Genomic DNA, 25,475 nt, shown 5'->3' on the forward strand with positions numbered 1-25,475 from the left:
CACGACGTCAGTCCCTGGGGTCGTCCGGGTCGAGGCCGTGCAGCGGGTAGACCGCCCTGCGGGTCTCCCGCACGGACTCGTCGACCGGCTGCTCGGCGTCACCGCCCCACGGCTCGTGCCGAGGATCGCACCCGTCGGTCATCGACGCGGGAAGGGGCCGGTCGGGGGCGATGCGCGAGGCGTGCGCCACCCACTCCGCCGGCAGCGGCGTCTCCGGGTCCAGATCCCGGTCGAGCACCGTGGCCAGCAGGTGCGTCCACGAGCGCGGCACCACCCGCAGCAGCTCGTACCCGCCGCCGCCCAGCGCGAGCCACCGGCCACCTGCGTGGGTCTCCGCCAGGTCCCGCAGCGCGCGGTAGATCGCCCGGTGGCCGTCCACCGACAGCGACAGGTCCGCCAGCGGGTCCTCGCGGTGGCTGTCCACCCCGCACTGGGTGACCAGCACCTGCGGACGGAACTCGGCGAGCAGGGAGGGCACCACGGCGTGGAACGCGCGCAGCCACGCGGCGTCGCGGGTGCGGGGCGGCACCGGCAGGTTCACCGAGGTGCCCTCCGCGCCCGGTCCACCGGTCTCGCGGGCCCAGCCGGTGCCCGGCCACAGCGACAGGGGGTTCTGGTGCACCGAGATCGTGAGCACCCGCGGGTCGTCGTAGAACGCGGCCTGCACGCCGTCGCCGTGGTGCACGTCGACGTCGACGTAGGCGACGCGGTCGACGCCGTGGTCCAGCAGCCAGTGGATCGCCACGGCGCAGTCGTTGTAGACGCAGAAGCCCGACGCGTGGTCCCGCATGGCGTGGTGCAGGCCACCCGCGATGCTGATCGCGCGGTCGGCCTCACCGGAGGCGATGCGCGCCGCCGCGGCGAGCGAACCGCCCACGACCAGCGACGACGCCTCGTGCATCCGCTCGAAGACGGGGTTGTCCGCGGTGCCGAGCCCGTGGCCGACGTCCCAGCCCGCGGTCGGCGCGGCCTGCACGGCGTTGAGGTAGGCCGGGTCGTGCACGCGCTCCACGTCGGTGGCCGACGCGGGGAGCGCGCCGAGCAGCGGGACGCCGTCCAGCACGCCGAGGGCCGTCGCCAGCCTGATCGTCAGGTCGAGCCGCACCGGGTTCAGCGGGTGGTCCGCGCCCAGGTCGTACCCGAGGAAGGACTCGTCCCAGACCACCGCGGCTGCCTTGCCCATGACCGCCAACCTACCCGGGTGCTCGCGGCGTCGTCGGTCACAGCTCGGTCGCCGTCCGCGTGCCGCCGCCGGACGCCACCTACAGTCTCGTCACGCCGCGGGGGAACCGCGCGCGTGAACGAGAGGTCAGAGGACACATGCAACGACGACTGGCGGTCACCACGGCCGTGCTCTCCACCGCACTGACCCTCGGCCTGGCCGCGTGCGCCCAGCAGGTCGGCGGCTCGCCGGTCGCGGCGCCCGGCGCGCGCGCCTCCGCGGAGCCGAGCGTCACGAAGTCGTCGTCGCCGAGGGCCACCCGCTCGTCCGCCGGCGAACCGACGCGCCGGACCGTCTCCTCGGTGACCCCGCCGCCCGCCGGCGGTTCCGGCGAGGTGCGCATCGCCAAGCAGAAGAAGACCGAGGGCTTCGACGACTGCGCCCTGGTGACGCCCGCCGACGTCGAGACCGCCACCGGCGGCACGATCGACTCCGCCGAGGGGTGCGTGCTGAGCACCGAGAACCCCAGCACCGTGATCCTCGCCTCCGTCACCTTCGCCGAGCTCGCCGGTGACGGCGACAAGAAGAACCTGGAGGTCGGCGGCAACACGGCCGTGCAGACCGAGCAGGACGGCCGGTGCAGCGTCATGGTCCACCTGACCGACGACCCCGACGCGATCACGCCCGCCTACCTCGTCGCGGTGACCGAGTTCGACGACGTCGACAGCTGCGGGATCGCGCTGAAGCTGGTCCAGACCGGGTTCGACAAGATCCCGGACGCCTGAGCGGCGCGGGTCGCGGACGACGGACCCGCCCCCGGTCAGGTCAGCCGGGGTCGGGACCGGTCACCGCTTCCCTGGCCGGGTCGGCCGCCCAGTTCGACCACGACCCCGCGTACAGGGCCGCCGGACGTTCCGCCGAGGTCAGCCCGGCCGCCTCCAGCGCCAGCACCACCGACGAGGCCGTGACGCCCGAACCGCAGTAGGCGCCCACCGGCACCCCGTCGCGCACGCCCAGACCCGCGAAGCGCTCGGCGAGCCGCGCCGAACCGAGCCAGCGTCCGTCCGCGCCGACGTGCCCGGCCGACGGCGCGCTGACCGCGCCCGGCACGTGCCCGGCCCTCGGGTCGACCGGCTCGACCTCGCCGCGGTAGCGCTGCGCCGCCCGCGCGTCGAGCAGCACGCCCTCGCGGGCCAGCGCCGCGGCGCCGTCCGCGTCGATCACCGGCATCGCGCCCGGCCGCACCACGACGTCGCCCTCGGCCGGCCTCGGCACCGCCGCGGTGACCGGGCGGCCCTCGGCGATCCAGCCCTCGAACCCGCCGTCCAGGACGGACACCTCCGCGTGCCCGGCCCACCGCAGCAACCACCAGGCGCGGGCCGCCACCGAACCGTCCGCCGTGTCGTAGGCCACCACGCGGTCGTCCTCCCGGACCCCCGCGGAGCGCAGCACCCGCTGGAGCCTCACCGGATCGGGGAGCGGATGGCGTCCCCCCGTTCCGGGCGGATCGGCCAGGTCCACGTCCAGGTCCAGGTAGACGGCGCCGGGAAGGTGCGCGACCTCGTACTCTTGACGTCCCGGGGGACCACCGAGCCGCCAGCGGACGTCGAGCACGACCGGAGGTCGGGAACCCCCCAGTGCTTCTTCCAGGGCACTGCCACTGATCAAGGGATGCACGAGCACCATCCTGCACTGCCCGCAACCGATCGCCGAACAGATCCGAGAACGACCAGTCGGTGCCTGCGACTAGCATTGACGCCACACGAAGGGGAGCGGGCGTGAACGACCTCATCGACACCACGGAGATGTATCTCCGCACCATCTACGAGCTCGAAGAAGAAGGTGTGGTGCCCCTGCGCGCCCGCATCGCGGAGCGACTGGGCCAGAGCGGCCCGACCGTCAGCCAGACCGTGGGACGCATGGAGCGCGACGGCCTGGTGATCGTCGCCGACGACCGTCACCTCGAACTCACCGACCAGGGCCGCGGCCTGGCCATCGCCGTGATGCGCAAGCACCGGCTCGCCGAGCGCCTGCTCGTCGACGTGATCGGGCTGGAGTGGGAGCAGGTGCACAGCGAGGCCTGTCGCTGGGAGCACGTCATGAGCGAGGCGGTCGAGCGCAAGCTCGTCAAGCTGCTCGGCAACCCCACCACCTCGCCGTACGGCAACCCCATCCCCGGTCTGGACAAGCTCGGCGACGGTGAGCCCGCTCCCCCCGCCGAGGCGGACCTGGTGCGCATCGACGAGGTCGCCCGCCGCGGCGGTGGGCGGGTCGAGGTGCGCCGGATCGCCGAGCACGTGCAGCTCGACCCCGGCCTGATGGCCGAGCTGAAGTCCGCGGGCGTCGTGCCCGGCGGCACCGTGGAGGTCGGCGCGCTCGCCGGCGCCAAGGTGGTGCAGGTGCACGGCAACGGCACCGCCGCCGAGCTGGACCCGGCCGTCGCCCACGCCGTGCTGGTGCAGGCCCGGTGAACGCTCCGGAACGGTCTGCCGTGCACCGGGCGGACGCCGCCTTCCAGGAGATGCACGGCCGGGCTCCCTCCGGTGTCTGGTCGGCTCCGGGGCGGGTCAACCTGATCGGCGAGCACACCGACTACAACGACGGCTTCGTCCTGCCCTTCGCGCTGCCCCACCGCACCGCCGTCGCCGCCTCCGCCCGCGACGACGGCCTGCTGGTGGCGACGACGCTGGGCGACGACGGCAAGGCCCAGCACGCGACTCCGATCGCCGTCTCCGCGCTGGAACCGGGCGCGGTGCAGGGCTGGGCCGCCTACCCGTCCGGCGTGGCGTGGGCACTGCGCGAGCAGGGCGTGCACGGCGGTGCCGACCTGGTCATCGCCGGTGACGTCCCGGCGGGCGCCGGGCTGTCCTCGTCGCACGCGCTGGAGTGCGCGGTGGCCCTCGCGCTGCTGGGCCTCGCCGGGCGAGCCCCCGACGGCGCCGCGGGCTCTCCCGCGCTGTCGGAGATCGCGCGCTGGGTGCAGCGGTCGGAGAACGACTTCGTGGGCGCTCCGACCGGACTGCTCGACCAGACCGCGTCGCTGTGCTGCACCGAGGCGCACGCGCTGTTCCTCGACGTGCGTTCCGGCAAGTCCGAGCAGGTGCTGTTCGACGCCGCCGCGAACGGCCTGCGGGTGCTCGTGATCGACACCCGCGCGAGCCACTCACACACCGACGGCGGCTACGGCGCCCGGCGCAGCGGCTGCGAACGCGCCGCCGAACTGCTCGGCGTGCCCGCGCTCCGCGACGTGGCCGTGGCGGAGCTGCCCGAGGTGCTGCCCCGGCTGCCCGAGGAGCTGCGGCCCCTGGTGCGGCACGTCGTCACCGAGGACGACCGCGTCCTGCGCGCCGTCGACCACCTGCGGTCCGGGCGGATGGCCGAGATCGGGCCGCTGCTGACCGCGTCGCACACGAGCCTGCGCGACGACTACCGGGTGTCGGTGCGCGAACTGGACGTCGCCGTCGAGTCCGCGCTGGCCGCCGGGGCGCTGGGCGCTCGCATGATCGGTGGCGGTTTCGGCGGTTCCGCCATCGCGCTCGTCCCCGAGGACGCGCTGACCGCGGTGGAGGAGGCCGTGGTCGCCGGGTTCGCCCTGGAGTCCCTCGGCACCCCGCGGTTGTTCACCGCCGTGCCGTCGGCCGGCGCGGGACGCGACAAGTAGACAGATCCGAGTACGACGAAAGAGGGTAATGCGGTGAAGCTGCTCGTCACGGGCGGAGCGGGCTACGTCGGGAGCACGTGCTCGGCGCGACTCGTCGAGGCCGGGCACGAGGTCGTCGTGCTCGACGACCTGTCGACCGGCCACGCGGACGCCGTCCCGGCGGGGGCGCGGTTCGTCGAGGGCGACATCGACGACGTGGCGGGCGAGGTGCTCGCCGAGGGCTTCGACGGTGTCGTGCACTGCGCGGCCAAGTCGCTGGTCGGCGAGTCGATGGAGAACCCGGCCAAGTACTGGCACGGCAACGTGGTGACGTCGCTGAACCTGCTCGACGCGATGGTGCGGCACAGCACCCCGCGGCTGGTGTTCTCCTCCACCGCGGCGACCTACGGCGAGCCGGAGTCGTCGCCGATCGCGGAGACGGCGACCACGCGCCCGACGAACACCTACGGCGCGACGAAGCTGGCGATCGACCACGCGATCACCTCCTACGCCACCGCTCACGGCATCGCCGCAGTCAGCCTGCGCTACTTCAACGTGGCGGGCGCCCACGGCGAGCTGGGCGAGCGGCACGCGGTCGAGACCCACATCATCCCGATCGTGCTGCAGGTCGCGCTGGGCCAGCGCGAGCAGGTGCAGATCTACGGCGACGACTGGCCCACCGAGGACGGCACCTGCGTCCGGGACTACATCCACGTGGTGGACCTCGCCGACGCGCACCTGCTGGCGCTGGAGCACGCCGTCCCGAACGAGCACCGGATCTACAACCTCGGCAACGGCACCGGTTTCTCCGTCAAGCAGGTCATCGACACCTGCCGCGAGGTCACCGGCCACCCGATCCCGGCCGTCGTCGCGCCGCGCCGCGCCGGAGACCCCGCCGTGCTGGTCGCCTCCAGCGAGCGGGCTCGCGCCGACCTGGGCTGGAAGCCCGAGCGCGCCGACCTGACCACGATCGTGCAAGACGCGTGGACCTTCACGCGTGCCCGCGCGGGAGCGTGAGCCGGGATGACCGACACCGACCGGGCGATCGACGCAGCCCAGTTCGCCGAGACGGGCACGTTCAACGCGATGCCCAGGACGAGTTCGCTGGCCCTGTCGCCCGACGGGTCCCGTCTCGTGACGGTCGTCGCGGAGCTCGGTCCGGACGGCAAGAAGTGGCAGGGCGCGCTCTGGGAGGTCGACCCGGCCGGGCGGCGTCCGGCCGTGCGGCTCACCAGCTCCGGCACGAGCGAGTCGAGCCCGGTGTTCGCGCCGGACGGCGCGCTGCTGTTCCTGTCGGCGCGTCCCGACCCGCTGGCCGGGCCCGACGCGAAGGCGAAGGACAAGACCGCGCTGTGGTCGCTGCCCGCCAGCGGTGAGGGGCGGGAGCTGTTCCGGCCCGGCAGCGGTGTCTCGCAGGTCCGGGTGGCCAGCGACGACGGCACCCTGCTGCTGTCGGCGTCGGTGCACCGCGGCGTCGAGCAGGGCGAGCAGGACGACACCAAGCGCAAGGCCCGCGACGACGCGGGGGTGACGGCGATCCTGCACGAGGCGTACCCGGTGCGGCACTGGGACTCCGACCTCGGCCCGGACCACCCGCGGCTGTTCACGGCGGGCGCGGCGACCGGCCGCATCGCGCCGCAGGACCTCGTGGACCTCACTCCCGACGCCGACGGCGGCGTCGACGGCTCGATCGCGATCAGCCCGGACGGGCAGTGGGTCGCCTACGGCCTGCGCGTCGAGGTCAGCCCCTCCTACGGTCGGCGCACCGCGCTGCGCCTGGCCGCGGCCGACGGCAGCAGCGACGTGGCGATCGCGGACGAGGACGGCTACTCGTTCGAGGAGGCCGTGTTCACGCCCGACTCGTCGGCCCTGATCGCCGTGCGCGCCACCGAGTCCACCCCGACCGACCCGCCGCGGCACGCGCTGGTGCGGATCGACCGCGTCTCGGGCGAGATCACCGAGCTGACGCCGGACTTCCCCGAGGAGCCCGCGAAGCCGGTGGTGAGCCCCGCGGGCGACGCGGTGTACTTCACGGCGAGCCACCTCGGCCACGTGCCGCTGTGGAAGCTCGACCTGGCCTCGGGCGAGATCGTCCGGCTCACGGCGTCCGGCCACCACACCGACGTGGTGGTGAGCCGCGACGGCACGACCGTGTACGCGCTGCGCAACGCGGTGGACCACCCGGCGCAGCCGGTCCGGATCGATCCGTCGGTCGCCGAGCAGGAGCCCGTGCGGCTGCTCGCCCCCGGCGTGGTGGAGTCCCTGCCCGGCACGCTCACCGAGGTCGAGACCACGGTCGCCGACGGTCGCAGGGTGCGGGCCTGGCTGGTGCTGCCCGAGGGCGCGTCCGCCGAGAACCCCGCTCCGCTGCTGCTGTGGGTGCACGGCGGTCCGGTGATGAGCTGGAACGGCTGGAGCTGGCGCTGGAACCCGTGGCTGATGGCCGCGCGGGGCTACGCCGTGCTGCTGCCGGACCCCGCGCTGTCCACCGGGTACGGCCCCGACTTCATCAGGGCCGGCTGGGGCCGGTGGGGCGCCGAGCCCTTCACCGACCTGATGGCGATCACCGACGTCGCCGAGCAGCGTCCCGACGTCGACGAGACGCGCACGGCCGCGATGGGCGGTTCCTTCGGCGGCTACATGGCGAACTGGATCGCCACGCAGACGACCCGGTTCCGCGCCATCGTCACGCACGCCTCGCTGTGGCACCTCGACGCCTTCACCGGCAGCACCGACGAGTCCTACTACTGGATGCGCGAGATGGGTGACCCGCTCGCCGACGGCGGTCGGGTCAGGGACCACTCGCCGCACCTGCGGGTCGCCGACGTGCGGACGCCGGTGCTGGTCATCCACGGCGACAAGGACTACCGGGTCCCGATCGGGGAGGGGCAGCGCCTCTACTTCGACCTCGTGCGGCACGGTGTTCCGGCGAAGTTCCTGTACTTCCCGACCGAGAACCACTGGATCCTCACCCCGGGGAACGCGGCCGTCTGGTACGAGACGATCTTCGCGTTCCTCTCGGAGCACGTGCACGGGGAGCCCTGGCGGCGGCCCGAGCTGCTCTGAGCCCACCCGGCTCACCACGGCTGCTCGCCCTCACCGGCGAGCAGCCACCTGGCCTCCGTGACGGCGTCCGCGGCGATCTCGCGGACGCTGCTCGGGGACAGCCCGTGCTCCAGCGCGGTGCGCAGCAGCCCGCAGAGCCGGTGCTCGGGGCAGGCCTCCTCGGCGACGCCCAGGGCGATCGACGCGAACGCGCCGTCGCCGCGCGCGTAGGCGGAGAAGGCGAGCAGCACGGCCGGTTCGGCGCGTTCCGGTGGTGGAACGGCCCTGGTCAGCTCCAGCCAGAGCGTCTCGGCGTTCTCGGCGCGGTCGCCGCAGACCAGGGACAGGGCGGCGTCGCGCACCCTCAGGTCGGACAGGGCTGTCGCCAGCTCGACGATCTTCTCGTCGTCCAGCGGTTCGCGCCGGTCCGGGACGCGGGCCACGGCGTCCTCCACGAGCAGCAGTCCGGACCTCGCGTCGGGCTGCTCCTCGCGGGTCAGGGCGGCGTCCAGCAGGGCCGCCCTCCGCGCCAGCGCCTCCTCGTCGTGCGGGGTGAGCAGCGCGGCGAGCTGCGAGCGGTCGGCGAAGGTCACCTGCCCCGCGGCGGCCGAGGCCGCGGCGAGCGGCGTGGCCGACGGGTCGGGCAGGGTTCCGCCGCACGCGGGGTCGTCGTAGCAGCGCCACGGAGCGCCACCGCCGCTGAACTCCGCCCAGGTCGCGTGCAGCACCGGCACGCCCTCCCGGTCGAGCAGCTCGGTCACCCGCTCCACGAGTTCGGCGCGCGGTGGCGGTTCACCGGACGGCGGGCGCTCCCCGCCGCCGAAGACCACCAGGACGACCGATCCGGGGTCCTGCGCTCTCAGCGGCACCAGCAGGTCCCGCACGAGCGCCGCGTGTCCCTCGGCAGGCGGGAGGTCCGCGCGCAGCGCTGCTCCGATGCGCTCGGGACGGTCGCGGCGCAGCAGGATCAGCACGAGCGAGGGCCCGGGGTGAAAACCGAGCAGGTGCGGCACCGCGGCGATGATCTGGGCTGGTTCGCCCGCTCGGAGCGTGGTCGTCGTCATGCGTCGACGGTCCCGCTTCGCACGCCCCTCGACGAGTGATGGGCCTTCCGCTGTGGACAACTCCGGGCCTGTGCACAGCTCGACCGGAGTCGATCACGGCGAGCGTTCTTCGTCGGTGGTCCCCGCTACCCTGCCCCGCTGCCCGGCCCCGCCGTGCTGAGCGGGGCCGGGCAGCGGGTGTCGGTCAGCCGATGGCGCGGGCCAGCGCGGCCCTGCCGCCGACGATCGGCAGCTCGACCTCGGTCTTCGTCAAGTCGATCGAGATCCCCGCTCCGGGCCGCGGCCGCAGCGTGTAGTCGTGGTCGCTGGAGACGAGCACGAACTCGACGGTGTGACCGGCCGCGACGACGTAGTCCTGCGGCTCCAGCTCGACCTCCACGGAGTACCGCTTCCCCGGCTCGATCGGCTTGGTCCTCGCCGGGCTGGTGCGGTTCTGCGGGTCGGTCCAGCCGCGGGTGATCACGTGGCTGGTGCCGTCGGGCGCCCGGTCGACCAGCAGCGCGGTGACGTTGGCCGCCGGCCGGTCGAACGACGCGGCGAGGTCCACCGTCGCCGTGCCCGACAGGCGCAGCGGAGCACGGGTGGCCTTCGTCGCGTACGACAGGCGGTTGCCGGAGGCGGGCAGGTCGACCAGGTCCTCGGCGCGCTGCGCGGCGTCGTCGCGCAGCGTCTCCACGACGGGTCGGCCGGGTGCGGGGCGGAGGTCCAGCGTCCCCTTGGCGCTACCGCCCGCCCACGGGTGCAGGCCGGCCGCGGACGTGCCGGGCGCGGGCCAGTCGGCCTCGTCGACCCACGTCTCGTCCTCGCGCTGGACCGTCGACTTCGGCTCGTCCTCGACGCCGTTGTCCACGCCCCAGAGGTAGTGGCTGAACCAGCGGTTGAGGGTGCGGCGCCACTCGGCCGAGCGCAGCGTGTCGGGGTCGGTGTGCCCGGACTGGTGCAGCCAGATCTTGTGCTCGACGCCGTGGCGACGCAGCGCCTCGTACCACTGGGCGACGTGCTTGAGCTTGACGTTCCAGTCGTTGAGGCCGTGCACCGCGAGCACCGCGGCCCGCACGTCGCGCACGTCGTTCAGGTAGTTGCGCTCGTCCCAGAAGCGCGAGTAGTCGCCGGTGACGCGGTCCTGCTCGGCGGCGATCTCGGCGATGACCGGCTTGCAGATCTCCCGGTCGGCGCGCGTGTAGACGTACTCGGCGAGCACGTCCGCGTCCTCGCCCTGGTAGCCGCCGGGCGCGACGACAGCGCCGTCGGCGCGGTAGTAGTCGTACCAGCTGGAGATGGCGGCGATGGGCACGATCGCCTCCAGGCCGCGCACGCCGGTCGAGGCGACGGCGTTGGGCAGCGTCCCGTTGTAGGACACGCCCATCATCCCGGTCCTGCCGGTGGACCAGGTGGCCCGCACGGCCGTGCCCGAGGCGTCGCGAGCGGTGGCGCGGCCGTTGAGCCAGTCCACGACCGAGCGGGCGCCGATGGTCTCGTTCTCCCCACCGGTGGTGGGGCACCCGGTGGACAGGCCGCTGCCCAGCGACTCGCCGTAGACCATGGCGAAGCCGCGGGAGACGAAGTAGCTCTCGTAGCGCGAGGTGATGGGCGCGGCGTTCGGGCCGACCGCCGCCGCGATCCGCTCGTCCGCCTGCTGCTTGAGCACCGACGCGGCCCGCCGGTCGTGGTGCCCGCGGCCGTCGGGCACGTACAGCTCGACGTCGACGTCGTGGTTGGCGACGTCGTTGCCGCCCGCGAAGTACGGGCTGCTGATGTAGACGACCGGCACCTTGAGCCCGCGCTGGGTGGCTCCGGGCCGCACCACCTCGACGTGCACCTCGTCGTCGCGGCCGTCGCGGTCGCTGTCGACCGGTGCGCGGACGAACAGGTTCTCCCGGACGACGTCGGCCGGGTCGAACACGGGCTGGGCCTCTCCGCCGACGAACACCGGGCCGGTCGGTTCCGCGGCGAGCGCCGGGACGGTGGTCAGCGGCAGCGCCACCAGCGCGGCGGCCAGCGCGACTCTTCGTGCACCCCTCACGAGAAAACCCCCACTTCGGGCAGTCAGGACACGTCGGAGCGGAACCCTTCCCCCGGCGGCAGTGCCTGTCAAGGACAGCGCCCGTCCACAGTGGACGACGAGAGAAGTCCCGACCATCGGCGGCTTGACCTGCCGATCCGGCGTGGGCACACTGCTCGATCCGCCGCGGCGCGGTAGCGTCGCGGTGTGGGCGACTACAGCCAGGTGACGACGACGACCGGCTCGGCGGCGGACGCGGAGCGGCTCGCCAGGAGCGTCGTGCAGGCGCGGCTCGGGGCGTGTGCGCAGATCGTGCCGCTGCGCAGCGTCTACCGGTGGGACGGCGAGGTGCGGGTCGAGGACGAGTGGCAGTGCGTCGTCAAGACCCCCGCGGCACGGGTCGGGGAACTGATCGCCCACATCAGGGCGCACCACCCCTACGAGGTGCCCGAGGTGATCGCGACGCCGATCAGCTCGGGCGATCCCGCCTACCTGGCGTGGCTGGACCGGGAGACGATCGGCGTGGAGACCCTGGCCGGGGAGGGGCGCTCGTGAGGCTGGTCGTCCTCGGCGGCGGCGGGTTCCGCGTGCCGCTCGTGCACGGGGCGCTGCTCGCCGACCGGAGTCCCGGCAGGGTCACGGAGCTGGTGCTGCACGACGTCGATCCGCGACGGCTGGACGCGATCGGCCGGGTGCTGGCCGAGCAGGCGGCGGGAGCGGCCGATCCGCCGGGGATCACGGCCACCACCGACCTGGACGAGGCGCTGCGCGGAGCGGACTTCGTGTTCTCCGCGATCCGCGTCGGCGGCCTCGCCGGCCGGGCGGTCGACGAGCGCGTGGCGCTGGACGAGGGCGTGCTCGGGCAGGAGACCGTGGGCGCGGGCGGCGTCGCCTACGGGCTGCGGACGGTGCCCGTGGCGCTGGACCTCGCCCGCCGGATCGCGGCGCTGGCCCCCGATGCGTGGGTCATCAACTTCACCAACCCCGCCGGGACGGTGACCGAGGCGATGTCGCGGCACCTGGGCGACCGCGTCATCGGCATCTGCGACTCGCCGGTGGGGCTGGGCCGCCGGGTGGTGCGCGCGCTGGGGGCCGACCCGGAGGCGGCGTGGCTGGACTACGTCGGCCTCAACCACCTCGGCTGGCTGCGGCAGGTGCGGGTGGGCGGCCGGGACCTGCTGCCCGCACTGCTGGCCGACGAGAAGGCCCTCACCTCGTTCGAGGAGGGCCAGCTGTTCGGTGCGGAGTGGCTGCGCGTGCTCGGCGCCGTCCCCAACGAGTACCTGCACTACTACTACTTCACCAGGGAGGCGGTGGCCGCCGGGCGCGGTGAGGCGCAGCCGCGCGGGGCCTTCCTGCGGGAGCAGCAGGAGCGGTTCTACTCCGGCGAGGTGTCCCTGGCGTCGTGGGAGCGGACGCGGCGGGAGCGCGAGGCGACCTACATGGCGAGCAACCGGGAGAGCTCGGGGGCCGGTGAGCGCGACTCGTGCGACCTGGACGGCGGCGGCTACGAGCACGTGGCACTGGCGCTGGTGCACGCGATCGGCAACAACGAGCGGACCACGCTGATCCTCAACGTCCCCAACGGCTCCACGCTGCCGGTCCTCGACTCCTCGGCCGTGGTCGAGGTGCCGAGCGTCGTGGACGCCAACGGCGCGCGTCCCGTCGCGGTCGGCCCGCTGGCCGACGACGCCGCCGCGCTCGTCGCGTCGGTGAAGGCGGTGGACCGGGCGGTCGTCGCGGCGGCCGTGCACGGATCGCGGGCGCAGGCCCTGCGCGCGCTGGCGATCCACCCGCTGGTCGACTCGGTCGCCGTGGCGCGGCGGCTGCTGGACCGCTACACCGCCGAGCACCGGGAACTCGCCTACCTGCGCTGATCCGCCGCTTCTCCGCGCAGCGCGGTCCGGCCGAGCGCGTCGGCGCGGCGCGTCGTCTCCGGCAGCCGGTACCCGGCGCACAGCCGCAGGACCTCGGCGCACGACCGGTCGAGGTCGACGCGGTGCCCCGGTGAGACGAAGACCGGTTTCACGCCGTCGCGGGTGCGCAGGGCGCGGCCGACGACCTCCCCGTCGAGGAGCAGGTCGGTGGCGGCGCCGCGGTGCTCCCCCGGCGGGCTGAACGGCCCGATCGGGGTCTTCGCCACGCCGATGCTCGGCAGGTCCGTTTCCACGCCGATGTGACAGGCGAGGCCGAACCGGCGGGGGTGCGCGAGCCCCTGGCCGTCGCACACCAGCAGGTCCGGCCGCGTGGTCAGCCGGTCGAGGGCGGCGAGCAGCGACGGCATCTCGCGGAACGCGAACAGCCCCGTCTCGTAGGGGAAGTCCGAGCGACCCAGCACGACCGCGGAGTCCACCGTCTCCAGCGTGCGCGCGTCGAGCACGACGACGGCGGCGGCGAGCCGGTCGTCGCCCTCGGCGTAGCCGACGTCGAGACCGGCGATCGTCCGCGGTGCGAAGCCGGGGTCCGTCTCGGTGCGCACGGCCGTGCGCAGGCGCTCCTGGAGGGCGATCGCCTCGGCGGGGGTCGTGGGCCAGTCGTTCTGCACGCCGCGGACTCTGCCAGGTGTCCCGCTCAGGGCCACGGCAGGAGGTCCGGGAGCACTCCCTCCACGGCGAGGGGGCCCGCGGGGTCGCGCCCGGCCAGCCAGGACGTCACGTCCGTCGCGTCGCCCCGCACGACGACGGCCGTGCCGTCGCCGGTGCTCCACGGCGCGAACCCGACCGGCGCGAGCGTCAGCCGCACGCCGTCCGGCACCCGCGGAGCGAGGAACTCCCACAGGTGGTGGCACAGCTCGGGGCTCCACCGCACCTCGCCGAGCCGCAGGTCGGCCGTGTGGATCTCCACCTCGCGCCACAGCGCGGTCGCGGTGTCCGCGAGGACGCCGTCGCGGTAGGCCACCGGGCGTGCCCAGTCCCGCTCCGACAGCGGTGCCCAGACGCGCGCCAGGCGGGCGGCTGACGTCCGCACGGCGTCGGCGAGTTCGGCGGCGCGGCGGCTCGCGCCGTGCTCGATCGCGGCGTCCCGCGCGGGACGGCCGCCGTCGTAGACCTCGATCGCACTCCTGGCGACGGCGTGCTCGGCCTGCCGCGCCATCGCGTTGGTGATCTGCTCGACGTGGCTCAGCACGTGCGCGCGGCTCCAGCCCGGCAGCGCGGAGGGCGCGCGCACGTCCTCGTCGGTCAGGCCGCGCAGCAGCACGGCCAGCCGCTCGTGGGCCGCGAGGACGTGCGCCGCGACGGCGTCCGGGGCCGGCCCGGTCACGGCCACAGCTCCTCGTTCACCCAGTGGCGGCCGATGCGGCGGTAGCGCAGGCGGAGGTGCCTGCGACCCGGATCGGCCTGCCAGAACTCGACCTCGTCGGCGTCGAGGACGTAGCGCGTCCAGTGCGCGGCGACGAGGGTCGGGTCGGCGGCGAGCCGCTGGGCGGCCTCGGCGACGGCGGGCTCGACGGCGGAGCGGTCGGTCAGCACCTGCCCCTGGCGGCCGACGAGCGTCTCCGCGCGAGCGGACGCGGACCTGGCGCGGAAGTCCCGCGCGCTCAGCTCGGCCGACGCGCGGTGGACCGTGCCGCGAATCCTGATCTGCCTGGCCTGCGTCGGCCAGTGGAACGTGAGGGCGGCTCCGGGGTTGCCCGTCAGCTCCGCGCCCTTGCGCCCGGCCGACGTGCTGGAGAAGTGCCAGCCGTCACCGGCGAAGTCCTTGAGGAGCAGCACGCGCGCGGACGGCCGGCCGGTCCCGTCCACGGTGGCCAGCGTCGCGGCGTGCGGCTCGGGCACGCCCGCGTCGACGGCGTGCCGGAGCCACTGCCCGAACAGCTCGACCGGGACCGCCGGAGCGGACGCGGGGTCGAAGGGCGGCGGCGCGCTCCGGAACACGGGCAGTCGTCGCAGCATCGCCGCGTTGTCCGACAACGGATCTCCCTGGTGGTGTCGCGTCCGATCCGTGGCGAACCTATCGAGCGAACCACATGGGTGCAAGGGCGCTACCCCGTTAGGATCGACCCGTGACGGCGCAGGACCTGGCACTGGCTCTGGTGAGCACGATCCACCACGACGTGGACGACCTGGCCACCCCGGCGGACTTCGCCACGTGGGTGCGGGCGCACTCGTCCGTCCGCGACGCCGGGGACGCCGACGCGCAGCGGCGGGTGATCGCGCTGCGCGACGCCGTGCGCTCGCTGTTCGCCCGCGCCGTCGGACCGGACGGGCCGGACGTGAGCGACGCCGTGCGCGTGCTGAACGAGGCGGCGGGCGGCGTCGCCCGCACGGCGCAGCTCACCTGGACGCGGCACGGCCGCCCCGAGGTGACGCACCACGAGAGCGGCACACCGGCCGACCGGCTGGTGGCCGAGCTGGCCAGGGCCTCCATCGACTTCCTCGCCGGTCCCCGGCGCGAGCGCTTGCGCGCCTGTCCCGCTCCGCGCTGCGTGCGCTACTTCGTCAGGGAGCACCCCAGACAGCAGTGGTGCACGCCGGAGTGCGGCAACCGGGCGCGGGTGAGCAGGTACTACCAGCGGCAGCGGCGCAACGGCCTCAGCCCTGGGTGATGTACGCCTGCAACTGCTCCTGACCCGCTTCGAGCTGGCTCAACCGGCTCTTCACCACGTCGCCGATGCTCACGATGCCCACCAGTCCGGCGTCGCTGACGACCGGCACGTGCCGGATGCGGCGCTCCGTCATCAGCACGGTGAGGCTGTCCACGGAGTCCTGGGGACCGCAGGTGAGGACCTCCGCGGTCATGATCTCGGAGACCGGCGCGTCCAGCAGGGCCGCGCCCCGCTGGTGCAGCTGCCGGACCACGTCGCGCTCCGACACGATCCCGGCGACACCACCGCCGCCGAGGACGACCATCGCGCCGACGTTGTGCCCGGCGAGCGCCGCGAGCAGTTCGGCCACGGTGGAGTCCGGCTCCACGGTCGCCACCGCCGCCCCCTTCGTCCGCAACACGTCAGCGATCCGCATGTGACGTCTCCGATCCCCGCACCGGTGAGCACCCGGACCCCAGGCTAGAGGCCGGGAACCGCACGCGGGAGGGCCAGATGCGCGACACGGCAGGTCCACCGCACCCGTGCTCCGGGTGCGGTGGACCGCGGCCTCAGCCGCTGCGGCGGTTGGTGAACTGCCGCTGCTTCACGACGTTCGTGTTGTGCGGCTGACCGGGGATCTTGCTGTTCTGCGCGGTCGTGGAGCCCTTGCCCCGGCGCTCCGCGCGGTTGGGCACCACGACGGGCGCGTCGGCGGCGGGCTCTTCGGTGTTCTCGGTGTTCTCGGGCTGGTCGCTCACGAGATCTCCTCCGGTTCGTCGGGTGGGGGTGTGCGCGGATCACTTCCGAAGGATCGCGGGACGAGTGTGCCAGGGCGTTCCGCGGCCCCGCACCCCGGTTTGCCCTCCGCTCGCCGCGGCCGGTGACGGCGTGTAGAACTTGCGGCTGTGCCGAAGCTGGAGAACCGCGTCGTCGCGGCGGCCGAGTCGCTGCTGACGCGCACGAAGTTCGTCGCCCCGCTGGACGTGCTCGGCGCGATCGGCTGGTTGCCGCGCAACCAGGTGGAGCGCTGGCAGCAGGGCCGGGCGGACAGCGTCGAGGACCTGCTGACCGCCAAGCCGGAGACCGTCGCCGCCGCGTTGCGGACGGTGCGGCGCTGGGCGGAGGCGAACGGCCTGGAGCCGTCGGAGACCGCGTACGTGGCCGCGACGCGCGACCGCGGGCCGCTGCGGTTCTCCCGCGCCGGTGACGAGGAGCTGGAACTGCTGTTCCGCACGCACTGGGTGGCGCCGGGGCTGAGCGAGGCGCGGCGCGGGCAGGTGGAGGCGAAGCGGACGAAGGTGCCGGACCTGGTCGTGGTGGAGCCCGCCGCTCCGGTCGTCTGCTCCGACTGCGGTGACACGGGTGAGCTGGTGGTGGAGGAGGCCGACCGCCAGCTGTGCCTGACCTGCGCCGATCTGGACCACCTGGTGTTCCTGGCCGCCGGGAACGCGACGCTGACCAGGCGCGCGACGAGGGCCAGCGGACTGTCGGCGGTGGTGCTGCGCTTCGACCGCGCCCGCAAGCGCCACCGCAGGCTGGGTGTGCTGGTGGAGGAGGCCGCGCTGGAGAGCGCGGAGCGGACGTGCCTGGCCGACGCGGACGTGCGGGAACGACGGCGCGAGCGGGACCGGGAACGGCGCGCGCACCAGGACGTGGACTTCCGCGGCGCGCTGGCGGAGCGGATCGTGGCGATGTTCCCCGGCTGCCCCGCCGATCGCGCCGAGGCCGTCGCCCTGCACACCGGCACGCGCGGCAGCGGGCGGGTGGGCCGGTCGGCGGCCGGGCGCGCGCTGGACGAGAGGGCGGTGCGGCTCGCCGTGGTGGCGTCGGTGCGGCACGAGGACACCGACTACGACGCCGCGCTGATGCGGGGTGTGCCGCGCGACGAGGCCAGGCGGCGGATCGCCGACGACGTGGACCGGGTGCTGGCGGGCTGGGGCGGCTGACCGGTGGCCGCGCCCGGTCTGCCGGGCGCGGCCGCCGTCGAGCGGTTCAGCCGCGTCGGCGCACGGCGTACTGGCGCTGCTGCGGCACCGGCGGAAACCCGTTCCGCCGGGAGGTCGTGTTCGCCGCTCTGCGGTCCCGCCTGCTGGCGAAGACCTGCTGCGGCACCGGGGTGGCGTCGGTCGGACGATCGTGGCGCGCGGTCACGAGCGCCTCCTCACGTGGGGTCGAGGTGTGCTGAGTACGGCGACCGGGATGGTCGATCAGCCCGCTGGGGGCAACCGGAGGAGTGGCGGCGAGCGGAGGTCGGCACGCTGTCGCCGGTGTGCGGGAGGCGCGGCCGGAAGCGGCACTGCGCGGGGATCGGTGTCAGATCACGGGTACGACGGTAGAACCGTCCTCCTGACGCCACAACCGGTTTTTCTCCCGGACCGGTCCTTTCACCGATGCGGCGACCTCCGGTGGTGCGCGAGACTCGGTCGTCCCACCCGGCTCGTCCCGGAGGTCGTGATGCGCAGGTCCGCAGTGCTGCTGGCCCTTCTCACGCTCGTGCTCACCGGTGCTCCCGCCGTCGCGGCGGCCAGCGGCACGACGCTCACCCGGATAGCGCCGGACGCCGGCCGCGGTCATCCCGTGGCCGGCGTCGAGGGCGTCCTCGACCTGCCCGGGTACACCGAGCAGGAGTTCCTGCTGTCGGGCGAGGCCGACACCTACGAGCAGGTCGGCACCTGGAGCAGCGACGGCAGGTGGGAGGCGCGGGTCTCCAGCACCGGCAACGACTTCACGACCCGGCTCCTCGTGGAGCGCCCGCGCGATCCGGCGCGCTTCAACGGCGTGGTCGTCGTGGAGTGGCTCAACGTCAGCTTCGGCGTCGACATCCCGGTGGACCTGTCCCAGTCGTGGGAGCACTTCGTCCGGCGCGGGTACGCCTACGTCGGCGTCACGGCGCAGAAGGTCGGCGCCGACCGGCTCACCGCTCTGGACCCGGCCCGCTACGGCGACGTGTCGCTGAGCGACGACTCGCTGTCCTACGACGTGTTCGGCCAGGCGGCGCGGGCGGTGCGCACCCAGCCGCGCCTGCTGGGCGGCCTGCACGCCCGGACCGTGCTCGCCACCGGGCACTCGCAGTCGGCAGGACGCCTGGTGACCCACCTGAACGCGGTGCAGCCGCTGCGGCACGCCTTCGACGGCGCCCTGGTGCACGGCCGCGGCCCGACGGCCGCGCCGATCGCGACCGGCGCCGCTCCCGTGCCCTCGGCGCTGATCCGCGACGACCAGGACGTTCCGGCGTTCGTCGTCCAGGCGGAGACCGACGTCCTCGCGCCCGGCGCGGTGCACCAGAACGCCCGGCGCGTGCGCACGTGGGAGGTCGCCGGGACCGCGCACGCGGACCGCTACGGGCTGGACCTCTACAACGCGCTGAACGCCCGCGACGGCACCACCAACGGCGGGGCGCCCACGACGTGCGCGGCACCGGTGAACGACATGACCCACCGGTACGCGCAGAACGCGGCGTACGAGCACCTGCTGACCTGGGTGCGCCGCGGCGAGGCCCCGCCGGTCGCACCGCCGATCACGAAGGTGGCCGGTGTGGTGCAGCGCGACGCGGACGGCAACGCCCTCGGCGGCGTGCGCCTGCCGGACCTGGACGTGCCGGTGGCCCGGTACTCCCCCACCGGCACGGGCGGCAACGTGCCGGGGGCGTGCCTGCTGCTCGGCGCGACGACTCCGTTCACCGCCGAGCGCCTGGCCGCGCTGTACGAGGACCACACCGCCTACACCTCGGCGTTCCGCCGGGCCGCGGCGTCCGCCCTGCGGTCCGGGTACCTGCTCCCGGCCGACTTCCACGAGGCCGTGGCGCGGGCGGAGGCGGCACCCGTGCCGTGACGGTCAGGACCTGCGGGCCAGGAGGTGGGCGCGCGGCACCTTCTCCCCGGCGCCGGGTTCGCGCAGCAGTCGCGCCACCGGCACGAACCCCGCCTCCTCCAGCAGTGCGGCGACCTCCTCGGGCGAGCGCGGGTGGAGGTCCAGCGACACCTCGTGGCCGAACCACTCCTCCAGGCGCACCGCCTCGCCCCAGAGCTGGAAGGCGAGCAGCACGTGGCCGCCCGGAGCCAGCACCCGGTGGAACTCGGCGACGGCGGCGGACAGCTCCTCCGGCGACAGGTGAATGATCGAGTACCAGGCGACCACGCCGCCGAGCGCGCCGTCCGGCAGGTCCAGCGCGGTCATCGAACCCACGTCGAAGCGCAGGCCGGGACGGGCGCGCCGGGCCTGCGCGACCATCCCCGGCGACAGGTCGACGCCGAACACGGGAAGCCCGAGGTCGTGCAGGTGGGCGGTCACGTGACCGGGACCGCACCCGAGGTCGGCGACCGGCCCCACGTCCCGCACGAGTTCGGCGAACCCGGCGAGCAGCGCGCGTTCCAGCGGCTTGTCCGCGAGGTCGTCGCCGAAGCGCTCGGCGTAGTCGGCGGCGATGGTGTCGTAGGACGAGCGGATCGCGGTGAGCGAGGAGGTCTCGGTCATGATCGCGACCGGTGGTGGGGGCAGCGGGTCGTCGTTCCGGGTTCCGATCGAGAACACGGCACCGGGTGCGGCGCAGGTGATCGGGCCGTCGTACGCGGTGGCCGCCCGCGCCACCGCGTGCTCCGCGGTCGAGAAGCGGCCGACGTGCGTGACGATCAGCCCGCGGGCCCGCGCGGCACTCGCCGTGGCACCGGCGTCCTCCCCCGTGTGGTGCACCACCGGGCCGTCGACCGGGACCGTCGCGCTCTCCGCCTCGCACAGCAGGACGTCGCAGTCCCGCGCCAGACTCGTCAGGTTCGAGCACGGAGCCGTGTCGCCGGAGTAGACGAGCGACGCTCTCGCGGTCTCGACGCGGACGGCGAACGCCGGGACGCCGTGCTCCACGGCCCTGGTCGTCAGGGTCAGACCGCCCACCCGCGTCCGGTGCCCGTCGTGCAGCTCGTGCACGGCGAACGCCGACTCGACCGGGCTGCGCTCGGCCGAGTTGGTGAGGAAGTGGGCGAGCCGGTCGGCGATGCCCGGCGGGCCGTACAGCGGGATCGGGGCGGTCAGCCGGACGTCGGCGAAGAGCAGGCCGTAGTAGGCCGTGAGCAGGTCGGCGCTGTGGTCGGCGTGCAGGTGCGAGATCCAGACGGCGTCCACCTCGTCCAGTCGCGCGTACCGCTGGAGCGCGGCCAGCGTGCCCGTACCCGCGTCCATCCACAGCCGCGTGTCCCCGCAGGAGACCAGGTACCCGGAGCAGGGGTTGTCCGCGCTCGGGTACGGCGTCGCGCTGCCCAGGACGGTGAGGTGGAGATCGTCGTCGCTCACCCGCCGAGCGTAGACGTCCTGCCGGCTCGCGCGGTCGCGCCCGACCCCGCTCGGGGGTCGAGCAGCACAGCCGTCCTCCCGGTCGGGCGGAGCAGCGGACGGTCGGCTCACTCCGCCCCGGCCCCGGTGACGGCGATCGGACGCGCGAGCGCCGCGAGCCGTGCGAGGAGCACGGCAGCGCACCCGAGCGCCGCGGCGACGAGCAGCACCACGAACGTCGGGTAGAGGTAGAGGACCTGCATCCAGGTGACGTCACGTCCTCGGTAGAGCAGGCCGACGACCTCGTCGACCGACGCGCACGACACCGGTGGCACGAGAAGCGGCAGCAGGCGCACCGCGGTGCGCGGGTGCGCCGTCCGGGCGGCGGCCCAGCGGCGGGAGCGCACCACGCCGCGAGCGGTGAGCGCCACGGTCCCGGCGGCGAGCACCAGGAACAGCGCGTCGAGCAGGAGGAGGAGCGAGGTCGGCGACGGCACGGTGGTGTTCTCCAGCACGGCGACGAGCCGGTCGGCGATGGCCCCGGCGTCGCCGTGGGTCAGCCCGGTGTTGGCCATGACCGCGATCCCGTAACCGGACTCGGGCAGCAGCACCTGGTGGGCGGTCGAGGTGAACAGGTCGCCGCCGTGCGCGATGACCGGCGCCCCGGACGCGGTCGTCCCGACGGACCACCCCAGGGCGTAGGAACCCGAGTTGACCGAGGGGGTGTGCGTCTCGGCGATGCTCGACGCGGTGGCGATCCGCCTGCCGTCCGGACCGCGGCCGCCGTTGTTCTGCGCGATCAGCCACGCGCCCATGTCGTGCGCCGAACTGAGCACTCCGCCGGAGCCGTTGCCGAAGGCGGGTGGCTCCGGCAGCGCGATCGGCACGCCGAGCACCACGAGGTGGCCCCGCGCGCTCGGCGGCAGGTCGCGCTCGGTGTTGACGGTGCGACTGTCGACCATGCCGAGCGGATCGAAGACGTGCTGCCGCACGTAGCTGTCGAACGGCTGGCCGCTGACCACCTCGACGAGTCGGGCCGCCACCTGGAAGTTCGGGTTGTGGTACTCGTGCCGGGAGCCGGGGTCGGCGGCCAGGCCAGCTGTGCTCGTGCCGGCCACCGCCTCCTGCAGCGAGTTCGGCTGCGGCCTGCTGAAGGCGGGGAAGGTCGTGTCGGACATCCCGGAGGTCTGGTCGAGCAGCTGGCGCACGGTGATCCCGGCTGCCCTCGGGTCGGCTGTGGTGAACTCCGGCAGGTGCGCGCGCACCGGTCCGTCGAGCTCCACCCGACCGGCCTCCACCAGCTGCATCACGGCGAGCGCGGTGAACGACTTGCTCACCGAGGCCACGGCCATCGCGGTGTGCTCCGTGATCGGATCACCGGCAGGGGTGTGGCCGTACCCGGCCGCGCGCACCACCTCGCTCCCCCGTGTGACGACCACCGCCGCACCGGGCAACGCGGTCGTCTCGCGGTGCTCCCGCACGACGGCGTCGACGGCGGCGGCGTCCAGGCCGGTGGGGGACGCGGCGAGAACAGCCGGGGTGGACCACCCGGCGGTGGACAACCCGGCGAGGACGGCCACACCCGCCAGGACGAGGGTTCGGTTCAGCACGACACGGATCTTCCAGCGGCCCGGTCTCCGCGACGTCGGACCGGAGTCCGAATCCCCAGATCGGACTCCGGTCCGATCTCCCGCTCACCGTGGCGCGGATCGGGCGCTCGACGTCCCGGCCGGGCGCGTCAGGCGCACGACGTGCCCAGCCGCACCGGGAGCGGACACGGCGGAGCCGGGGCGACGACCGTCGCCCCGGCTCCGACCGGGCACTTCATCCGCTGGAGGCGCTGGCGATCAGCTGCACCCGGAGGTGGAGCCGCAGCCCTCGCACAGGTAGCAGGAACCGGCCGGGCGCATCTTCGTGCCGCAGGTCATGCACAGCGGCGCGTCGGCGGCCTTGCCCAGGTGCAGCTCCAGCAGCTCGGTGGAGCTGCCCACGTGCGGGTCCTGCTTCGCGGGAGCGGCCTTCGGGACCTCCACCGCGGCGCTGGTCGGGGTCGCCGCCGCGTCCACGGTCGTGCGCAGACCCTCCAGGTCCACGTCCGCACCGCCGCCGTACTCGTTGGCGACCTGGGCGGAGCGCTCGTCGGCGGTGTAGATGCCGAGCTGGGCGCGCTTCTCCACCGGCAGGTAGTCCAGCGCCAGGCGGCGGAACAGGTAGTCCAGCACGCTGGTGGCGATCCGCACGTCCGGGTCGTCGGTCATGCCGGCGGGCTCGAAGCGCAGGTTCTGGAACTTCGAGACGTAGAACTCCAGCGGGATGCCGTACTGCAGACCCACGGAGATCGACATCGAGAACGCGTCCATCACGCCGGCCAGCGTCGAGCCCTGCTTGCCGAGCTTGACGAAGATCTCGCCGAGACCGTCGTCGGGGTAGGAGCCCGCGTGCAGGTAGCCCTCCGCGCCGCCCACGGTGAACGACACCGTCTGGCTCGGGCGCTTCTTCGGCAGGCGCTTGCGGACCGGGCGGTACTCCACGACCGTCTCGGTCTTGGCCTCGGTGCCGTTGTTGGCGCCCTTGCCCGCCGACAGCGGCTGGCCGACCTTGCAGTTGTCGCGGTAGATCGCGAGCGCCTTGAGGCCCATCTTCCAGCCCTGGAAGTAGATCTCCTCGACCTCCTCGACGGTCGCCGTCTCCGGCATGTTGACCGTCTTGGAGATCGCGCCGGACAGGAACGGCTGCACGGCCGCCATCATCCGGACGTGGCCCATCGGGGCGATGGCGCGCTCGCCCATCGCGCAGTCGAAGACCTCGTAGTGCTCCCGGCGCAGGCTGGGGGCGTCCACGACGTTGCCGTGCTCGGCGATGTGCTCGACGATGGCCTCGACCTGCTCGTCCTGGTAGCCCAGGGACTTCAGCGCGCGCGGCACCGTCTGGTTGACGATCTGCATGGAGCCGCCGCCGACGAGCTTCTTGAACTTGATCAGCGCCAGGTCGGGCTCGATGCCGGTGGTGTCGCAGTCCATCATCAGGCCGATGGTGCCCGTGGGGGCGAGCACGCTGGCCTGGGCGTTGCGCCAGCCGTTGCGGGCGCCGATCTCCAGCGCCTCCTGCCACGCCTGCGTCGCCACGGCGTGCACCTGCACGTCGTTGGCGTGCAGGGTGCGGATCAGGTCGTTCGCGGCGGCGTGCTTGCGCATGACGCGCTTGTGCGGGATCTCGTTGCGGGCGTAGCCCTCGTACGCGCCCACGATGCCCGCCAGCTCGGCGGAACGCCGGTAGGCGACACCGTTCATCAGCGAGGTGATCGTCGCGGCCAGCGCGCGGCCGCCGTCGGAGTCGTACGCGTGGCCGGTCGCCATCAGCAGCGCGCCCAGGTTGGCGTAGCCGATGCCCAGCTGGCGGAACTTGCGGGTGGTCTCGCCGATCGCCGGGGTCGGGAAGTCGGCGAAGCAGATCGAGATGTCCATCGCGGTGATGATGATCTCGACGGCCTTCGCGAAGGTCTTCGCGTCGAACGTGCCGTCGTCGCCGAGGAACTTCATCAGGTTCAGCGAGGCGAGGTTGCAGCTGGAGTTGTCCAGGTGCATGTACTCCGAGCACGGGTTGGACGCGGTGATGCGGCCGGTCTCCGACGCGGTGTGCCAGTCGTTGATCGTGTCGTCGTACTGGATGCCGGGGTCGGCGCACTCCCAGGCGGCCTTCGCGAGCTTGCGGAACAGGCCCTTGGCCTCGACGCGCTCGATGACCTCACCGGTCTGCCGCGAGCGCAGGCCGAAGTCGCCGCCGGACTCCACGGCGTGCATGAACTCGTCGGAGACGCGGACGGAGTTGTTGGCGTTCTGGTACTGCACGGACACGATGTCCTTGCCGCCCAGGTCCATGTCGAAGCCGCCGTCGCGCAGGACGCGGATCTTCGCCTCCTCGCGCGCCTTCGTCTCGATGAACTCCTCCACGTCGGGGTGGTCGACGTCGAGGACGACCATCTTCGCCGCGCGGCGGGTCGCGCCACCGGACTTGATGGTCCCGGCGGAGGCGTCGGCGCCCCGCATGAAGGAGACCGGGCCGGACGCGGTGCCGCCCGAGGACAGCAGCTCCTTGGACGACCGGATGCGGGAGAGGTTCAGACCGGCGCCGGAGCCGCCCTTGAAGATGAGGCCCTCCTCGCGGTACCAGTTGAGGATCGACTCCATCGTGTCGTCGACGGCGAGGATGAAGCAGGCGCTGACCTGCTGCGGGGAGCTCGTGCCGACGTTGAACCAGACCGGGGAGTTGAAGCTGAACACCTGGTGCAGCAGCATCCAGGTGAGCTCGTGCTCGAAGATCACCGAGTCGGCGTCGGTGGCGAAGTAGCCGTGCTTCACACCGGCGGCCACGTAGGTCTTCACCACGCGGTCGATGAGCTGCTTGAGGCTGCTCTCGCGCTGCTGCGTGCCCACCGCGCCGCGGAAGTACTTGCTGGTGACGATGTTGGTCGCGTTGATCGACCAGAACGACGGGAACTCCACGCCGCGCTGCTCGAAGTTCACCGTGCCGTCGCGCCAGTTGGTCATCACCACGTCGCGGTGCTCCCAGGTCACCTCGTCGTAGGGATGCACGCCCTCGGTGGTGTAGACCCGCTGCACCTTCAGCGTCTCGCGCTGCTGCTTTCCCCCCGCGCTGCTGCGCGGTGCTGACTTCTTGGCTGTGGCGCCGACGGTCTCGGTCATGTCTCCCTCGTAGTTTTTCTGCACGGCCACGTCCGAGCTCCCCGTCCGATGCGGTCCGTGCTTGTGCTGTCG

General features: G+C 73.5%; 23 protein-coding genes. 10 read left to right on the forward strand and 13 right to left on the reverse strand.

Annotated elements, in window-relative coordinates:
* Nucleotides 1-7: 7 nt before the first annotated feature.
* Nucleotides 8-1,183, reverse strand: a complete 1,176-nt coding sequence (locus IMZ35_RS23055) for an acetoin utilization protein AcuC (RefSeq protein ID WP_199443260.1) — start codon at nt 1,181-1,183, stop codon at nt 8-10.
* Between the two features lie 137 nt (nt 1,184-1,320).
* Between IMZ35_RS23055 and IMZ35_RS23060 the strand changes: the two genes are divergently transcribed.
* Nucleotides 1,321-1,947 (forward strand): hypothetical protein, encoded by a 627-nt coding sequence (locus IMZ35_RS23060; protein WP_199443261.1) that lies wholly within the window; start codon nt 1,321-1,323, stop codon nt 1,945-1,947.
* 40 nt (nt 1,948-1,987) lie between these two features.
* Here the strand turns inward: IMZ35_RS23060 and IMZ35_RS23065 are convergent, their stop codons facing one another.
* Complete coding sequence (locus IMZ35_RS23065) at nt 1,988-2,839, reverse strand: sulfurtransferase (RefSeq protein ID WP_199443262.1); 852 nt, start codon at nt 2,837-2,839, stop codon at nt 1,988-1,990.
* 101 nt (nt 2,840-2,940) lie between these two features.
* Here IMZ35_RS23065 and IMZ35_RS23070 point away from each other — a divergent pair, with 101 nt between their 5' ends.
* From IMZ35_RS23070 to IMZ35_RS23085, 4 genes are read left to right on the forward strand one after another with little or no spacing between them, the layout of a single operon-like run.
* A complete protein-coding gene (locus IMZ35_RS23070) occupies nt 2,941-3,633 on the forward strand; it encodes an iron-dependent transcriptional repressor DtxR (protein WP_199443263.1) in 693 nt (230 codons plus the stop codon).
* Nucleotides 3,630-4,823, forward strand: coding sequence for a galactokinase (gene galK, locus IMZ35_RS23075; RefSeq protein WP_307868644.1), 1,194 nt, complete (start codon nt 3,630-3,632; stop codon nt 4,821-4,823). Before IMZ35_RS23070 ends, galK begins: the two co-directional genes overlap by 4 nt.
* Nucleotides 4,824-4,856: 33 nt before the next feature.
* A complete protein-coding gene (galE, locus tag IMZ35_RS23080) occupies nt 4,857-5,819 on the forward strand; it encodes a UDP-glucose 4-epimerase GalE (protein ID WP_199443264.1) in 963 nt (320 codons plus the stop codon).
* A 6-nt stretch (nt 5,820-5,825) separates the two neighbouring features.
* Nucleotides 5,826-7,868: an alpha/beta hydrolase family protein gene (locus tag IMZ35_RS23085; RefSeq protein WP_199443265.1), complete on the forward strand. Its 2,043-nt coding sequence runs from the start codon at nt 5,826-5,828 to the stop codon at nt 7,866-7,868.
* Nucleotides 7,869-7,879: 11 nt separating this feature from the next.
* On the opposite strand, the gene IMZ35_RS23090 is transcribed toward IMZ35_RS23085, so the two are convergent.
* Entirely contained in the window at nt 7,880-8,911 is a 1,032-nt protein-coding gene (locus IMZ35_RS23090; RefSeq protein WP_199443266.1) for a DUF4192 domain-containing protein, read from the reverse strand.
* Nucleotides 8,912-9,095: 184 nt separating this feature from the next.
* Nucleotides 9,096-10,934 (reverse strand): Xaa-Pro dipeptidyl-peptidase, encoded by a 1,839-nt coding sequence (locus tag IMZ35_RS23095; protein ID WP_307868647.1) that lies wholly within the window; start codon nt 10,932-10,934, stop codon nt 9,096-9,098.
* Between the two features lie 186 nt (nt 10,935-11,120).
* Here IMZ35_RS23095 and cutA point away from each other — a divergent pair, with 186 nt between their 5' ends.
* Nucleotides 11,121-11,468, forward strand: coding sequence for a divalent-cation tolerance protein CutA (cutA, locus tag IMZ35_RS23100; protein WP_199443268.1), 348 nt, complete (start codon nt 11,121-11,123; stop codon nt 11,466-11,468).
* Nucleotides 11,465-12,790, forward strand: coding sequence for a 6-phospho-beta-glucosidase (locus IMZ35_RS23105; protein WP_199443269.1), 1,326 nt, complete (start codon nt 11,465-11,467; stop codon nt 12,788-12,790). Before cutA ends, IMZ35_RS23105 begins: the two co-directional genes overlap by 4 nt.
* On the opposite strand, the gene IMZ35_RS23110 is transcribed toward IMZ35_RS23105, so the two are convergent.
* The 3 genes from IMZ35_RS23110 to IMZ35_RS23120 are packed head-to-tail and all read right to left on the reverse strand — an operon-like array spanning nt 12,778 to nt 14,824.
* On the reverse strand, nt 12,778-13,458 hold the full coding sequence (locus tag IMZ35_RS23110; RefSeq protein WP_307868648.1) for an endonuclease V: 681 nt from the start codon (nt 13,456-13,458) through the stop codon (nt 12,778-12,780). The two genes, IMZ35_RS23105 and IMZ35_RS23110, sit on opposite strands and share 13 nt — an antisense overlap.
* Before the next feature lie 26 nt (nt 13,459-13,484).
* Nucleotides 13,485-14,174: a maleylpyruvate isomerase family mycothiol-dependent enzyme gene (locus tag IMZ35_RS23115; RefSeq protein WP_199443270.1), complete on the reverse strand. Its 690-nt coding sequence runs from the start codon at nt 14,172-14,174 to the stop codon at nt 13,485-13,487.
* Nucleotides 14,171-14,824, reverse strand: a complete 654-nt coding sequence (locus IMZ35_RS23120; RefSeq protein WP_229373034.1) for a pyridoxine/pyridoxamine 5'-phosphate oxidase — start codon at nt 14,822-14,824, stop codon at nt 14,171-14,173. The genes IMZ35_RS23115 and IMZ35_RS23120 overlap by 4 nt, the downstream gene beginning before the upstream one ends.
* A gap of 92 nt (nt 14,825-14,916) precedes the next feature.
* Between IMZ35_RS23120 and IMZ35_RS23125 the strand changes: the two genes are divergently transcribed.
* Nucleotides 14,917-15,459 (forward strand): CGNR zinc finger domain-containing protein, encoded by a 543-nt coding sequence (locus IMZ35_RS23125; protein WP_307868650.1) that lies wholly within the window; start codon nt 14,917-14,919, stop codon nt 15,457-15,459.
* Here the strand turns inward: IMZ35_RS23125 and IMZ35_RS23130 are convergent.
* Both IMZ35_RS23130 and IMZ35_RS23135 read right to left on the reverse strand, forming a co-directional pair.
* Complete coding sequence (locus IMZ35_RS23130) at nt 15,446-15,874, reverse strand: CBS domain-containing protein (protein WP_199443271.1); 429 nt, start codon at nt 15,872-15,874, stop codon at nt 15,446-15,448. The genes IMZ35_RS23125 and IMZ35_RS23130 overlap by 14 nt on opposite strands.
* Nucleotides 15,875-16,007: 133 nt before the next feature.
* Nucleotides 16,008-16,196 carry a hypothetical protein gene (locus IMZ35_RS23135; protein ID WP_199443272.1) on the reverse strand — a complete coding sequence of 63 codons (189 nt, stop codon included), beginning with the start codon at nt 16,194-16,196 and terminating at the stop codon, nt 16,008-16,010.
* Nucleotides 16,197-16,343: 147 nt separating this feature from the next.
* On the opposite strand from IMZ35_RS23135, the gene IMZ35_RS23140 reads away from it, so the two are divergent.
* Entirely contained in the window at nt 16,344-17,384 is a 1,041-nt protein-coding gene (locus IMZ35_RS23140) for a DUF2293 domain-containing protein (protein WP_199443273.1), read from the forward strand.
* 46 nt (nt 17,385-17,430) lie between these two features.
* On the opposite strand, the gene IMZ35_RS23145 is transcribed toward IMZ35_RS23140, so the two are convergent.
* Nucleotides 17,431-17,589, reverse strand: coding sequence for a hypothetical protein (locus IMZ35_RS23145; protein ID WP_199443274.1), 159 nt, complete (start codon nt 17,587-17,589; stop codon nt 17,431-17,433).
* 303 nt (nt 17,590-17,892) lie between these two features.
* Here IMZ35_RS23145 and IMZ35_RS23150 point away from each other — a divergent pair, with 303 nt between their 5' ends.
* A complete protein-coding gene (locus tag IMZ35_RS23150; RefSeq protein ID WP_199443275.1) occupies nt 17,893-19,269 on the forward strand; it encodes an alpha/beta hydrolase domain-containing protein in 1,377 nt (458 codons plus the stop codon).
* Between the two features lie 3 nt (nt 19,270-19,272).
* On the opposite strand, the gene IMZ35_RS31905 is transcribed toward IMZ35_RS23150, so the two are convergent.
* The 3 genes from IMZ35_RS31905 to IMZ35_RS23170 form a co-directional block, all read right to left on the reverse strand.
* Nucleotides 19,273-20,721 carry a methyltransferase domain-containing protein gene (locus IMZ35_RS31905; protein WP_307868652.1) on the reverse strand — a complete coding sequence of 483 codons (1,449 nt, stop codon included), beginning with the start codon at nt 20,719-20,721 and terminating at the stop codon, nt 19,273-19,275.
* Nucleotides 20,722-20,828: 107 nt separating this feature from the next.
* Nucleotides 20,829-22,310, reverse strand: a complete 1,482-nt coding sequence (locus IMZ35_RS23165; RefSeq protein ID WP_307868653.1) for a serine hydrolase domain-containing protein — start codon at nt 22,308-22,310, stop codon at nt 20,829-20,831.
* Between the two features lie 237 nt (nt 22,311-22,547).
* On the reverse strand, nt 22,548-25,403 hold the full coding sequence (locus IMZ35_RS23170; RefSeq protein WP_199443420.1) for a vitamin B12-dependent ribonucleotide reductase: 2,856 nt from the start codon (nt 25,401-25,403) through the stop codon (nt 22,548-22,550).
* Nucleotides 25,404-25,475: the final 72 nt, after the last annotated feature.

The sequence above is a fragment of the Umezawaea beigongshangensis genome, assembly GCF_016464305.1.
GTDB classification, from domain to species: domain Bacteria; phylum Actinomycetota; class Actinomycetes; order Mycobacteriales; family Pseudonocardiaceae; genus Umezawaea_A; species Umezawaea_A beigongshangensis.

Excerpts from the sequence above, each read along its gene's own strand:
- IMZ35_RS23055 (WP_199443260.1), bottom strand. The coding sequence starts at position 1,183 with ATGGGCAAGGCAGCCGCGGTGGTCTGGGACGAGTCCTTCCTCGGGTAC.
- IMZ35_RS23170 (WP_199443420.1), bottom strand. The coding sequence starts at position 25,403 with ATGACCGAGACCGTCGGCGCCACAGCCAAGAAGTCAGCACCGCGCAGC.
- IMZ35_RS23150 (WP_199443275.1), top strand. The coding sequence starts at position 17,893 with ATGCGCAGGTCCGCAGTGCTGCTGGCCCTTCTCACGCTCGTGCTCACC.
- IMZ35_RS23090 (WP_199443266.1), bottom strand. The coding sequence starts at position 8,911 with ATGACGACGACCACGCTCCGAGCGGGCGAACCAGCCCAGATCATCGCC.
- IMZ35_RS23130 (WP_199443271.1), bottom strand. The coding sequence starts at position 15,874 with ATGCGGATCGCTGACGTGTTGCGGACGAAGGGGGCGGCGGTGGCGACC.
- IMZ35_RS23060 (WP_199443261.1), top strand. The coding sequence starts at position 1,321 with ATGCAACGACGACTGGCGGTCACCACGGCCGTGCTCTCCACCGCACTG.
- IMZ35_RS23085 (WP_199443265.1), top strand. The coding sequence starts at position 5,826 with ATGACCGACACCGACCGGGCGATCGACGCAGCCCAGTTCGCCGAGACG.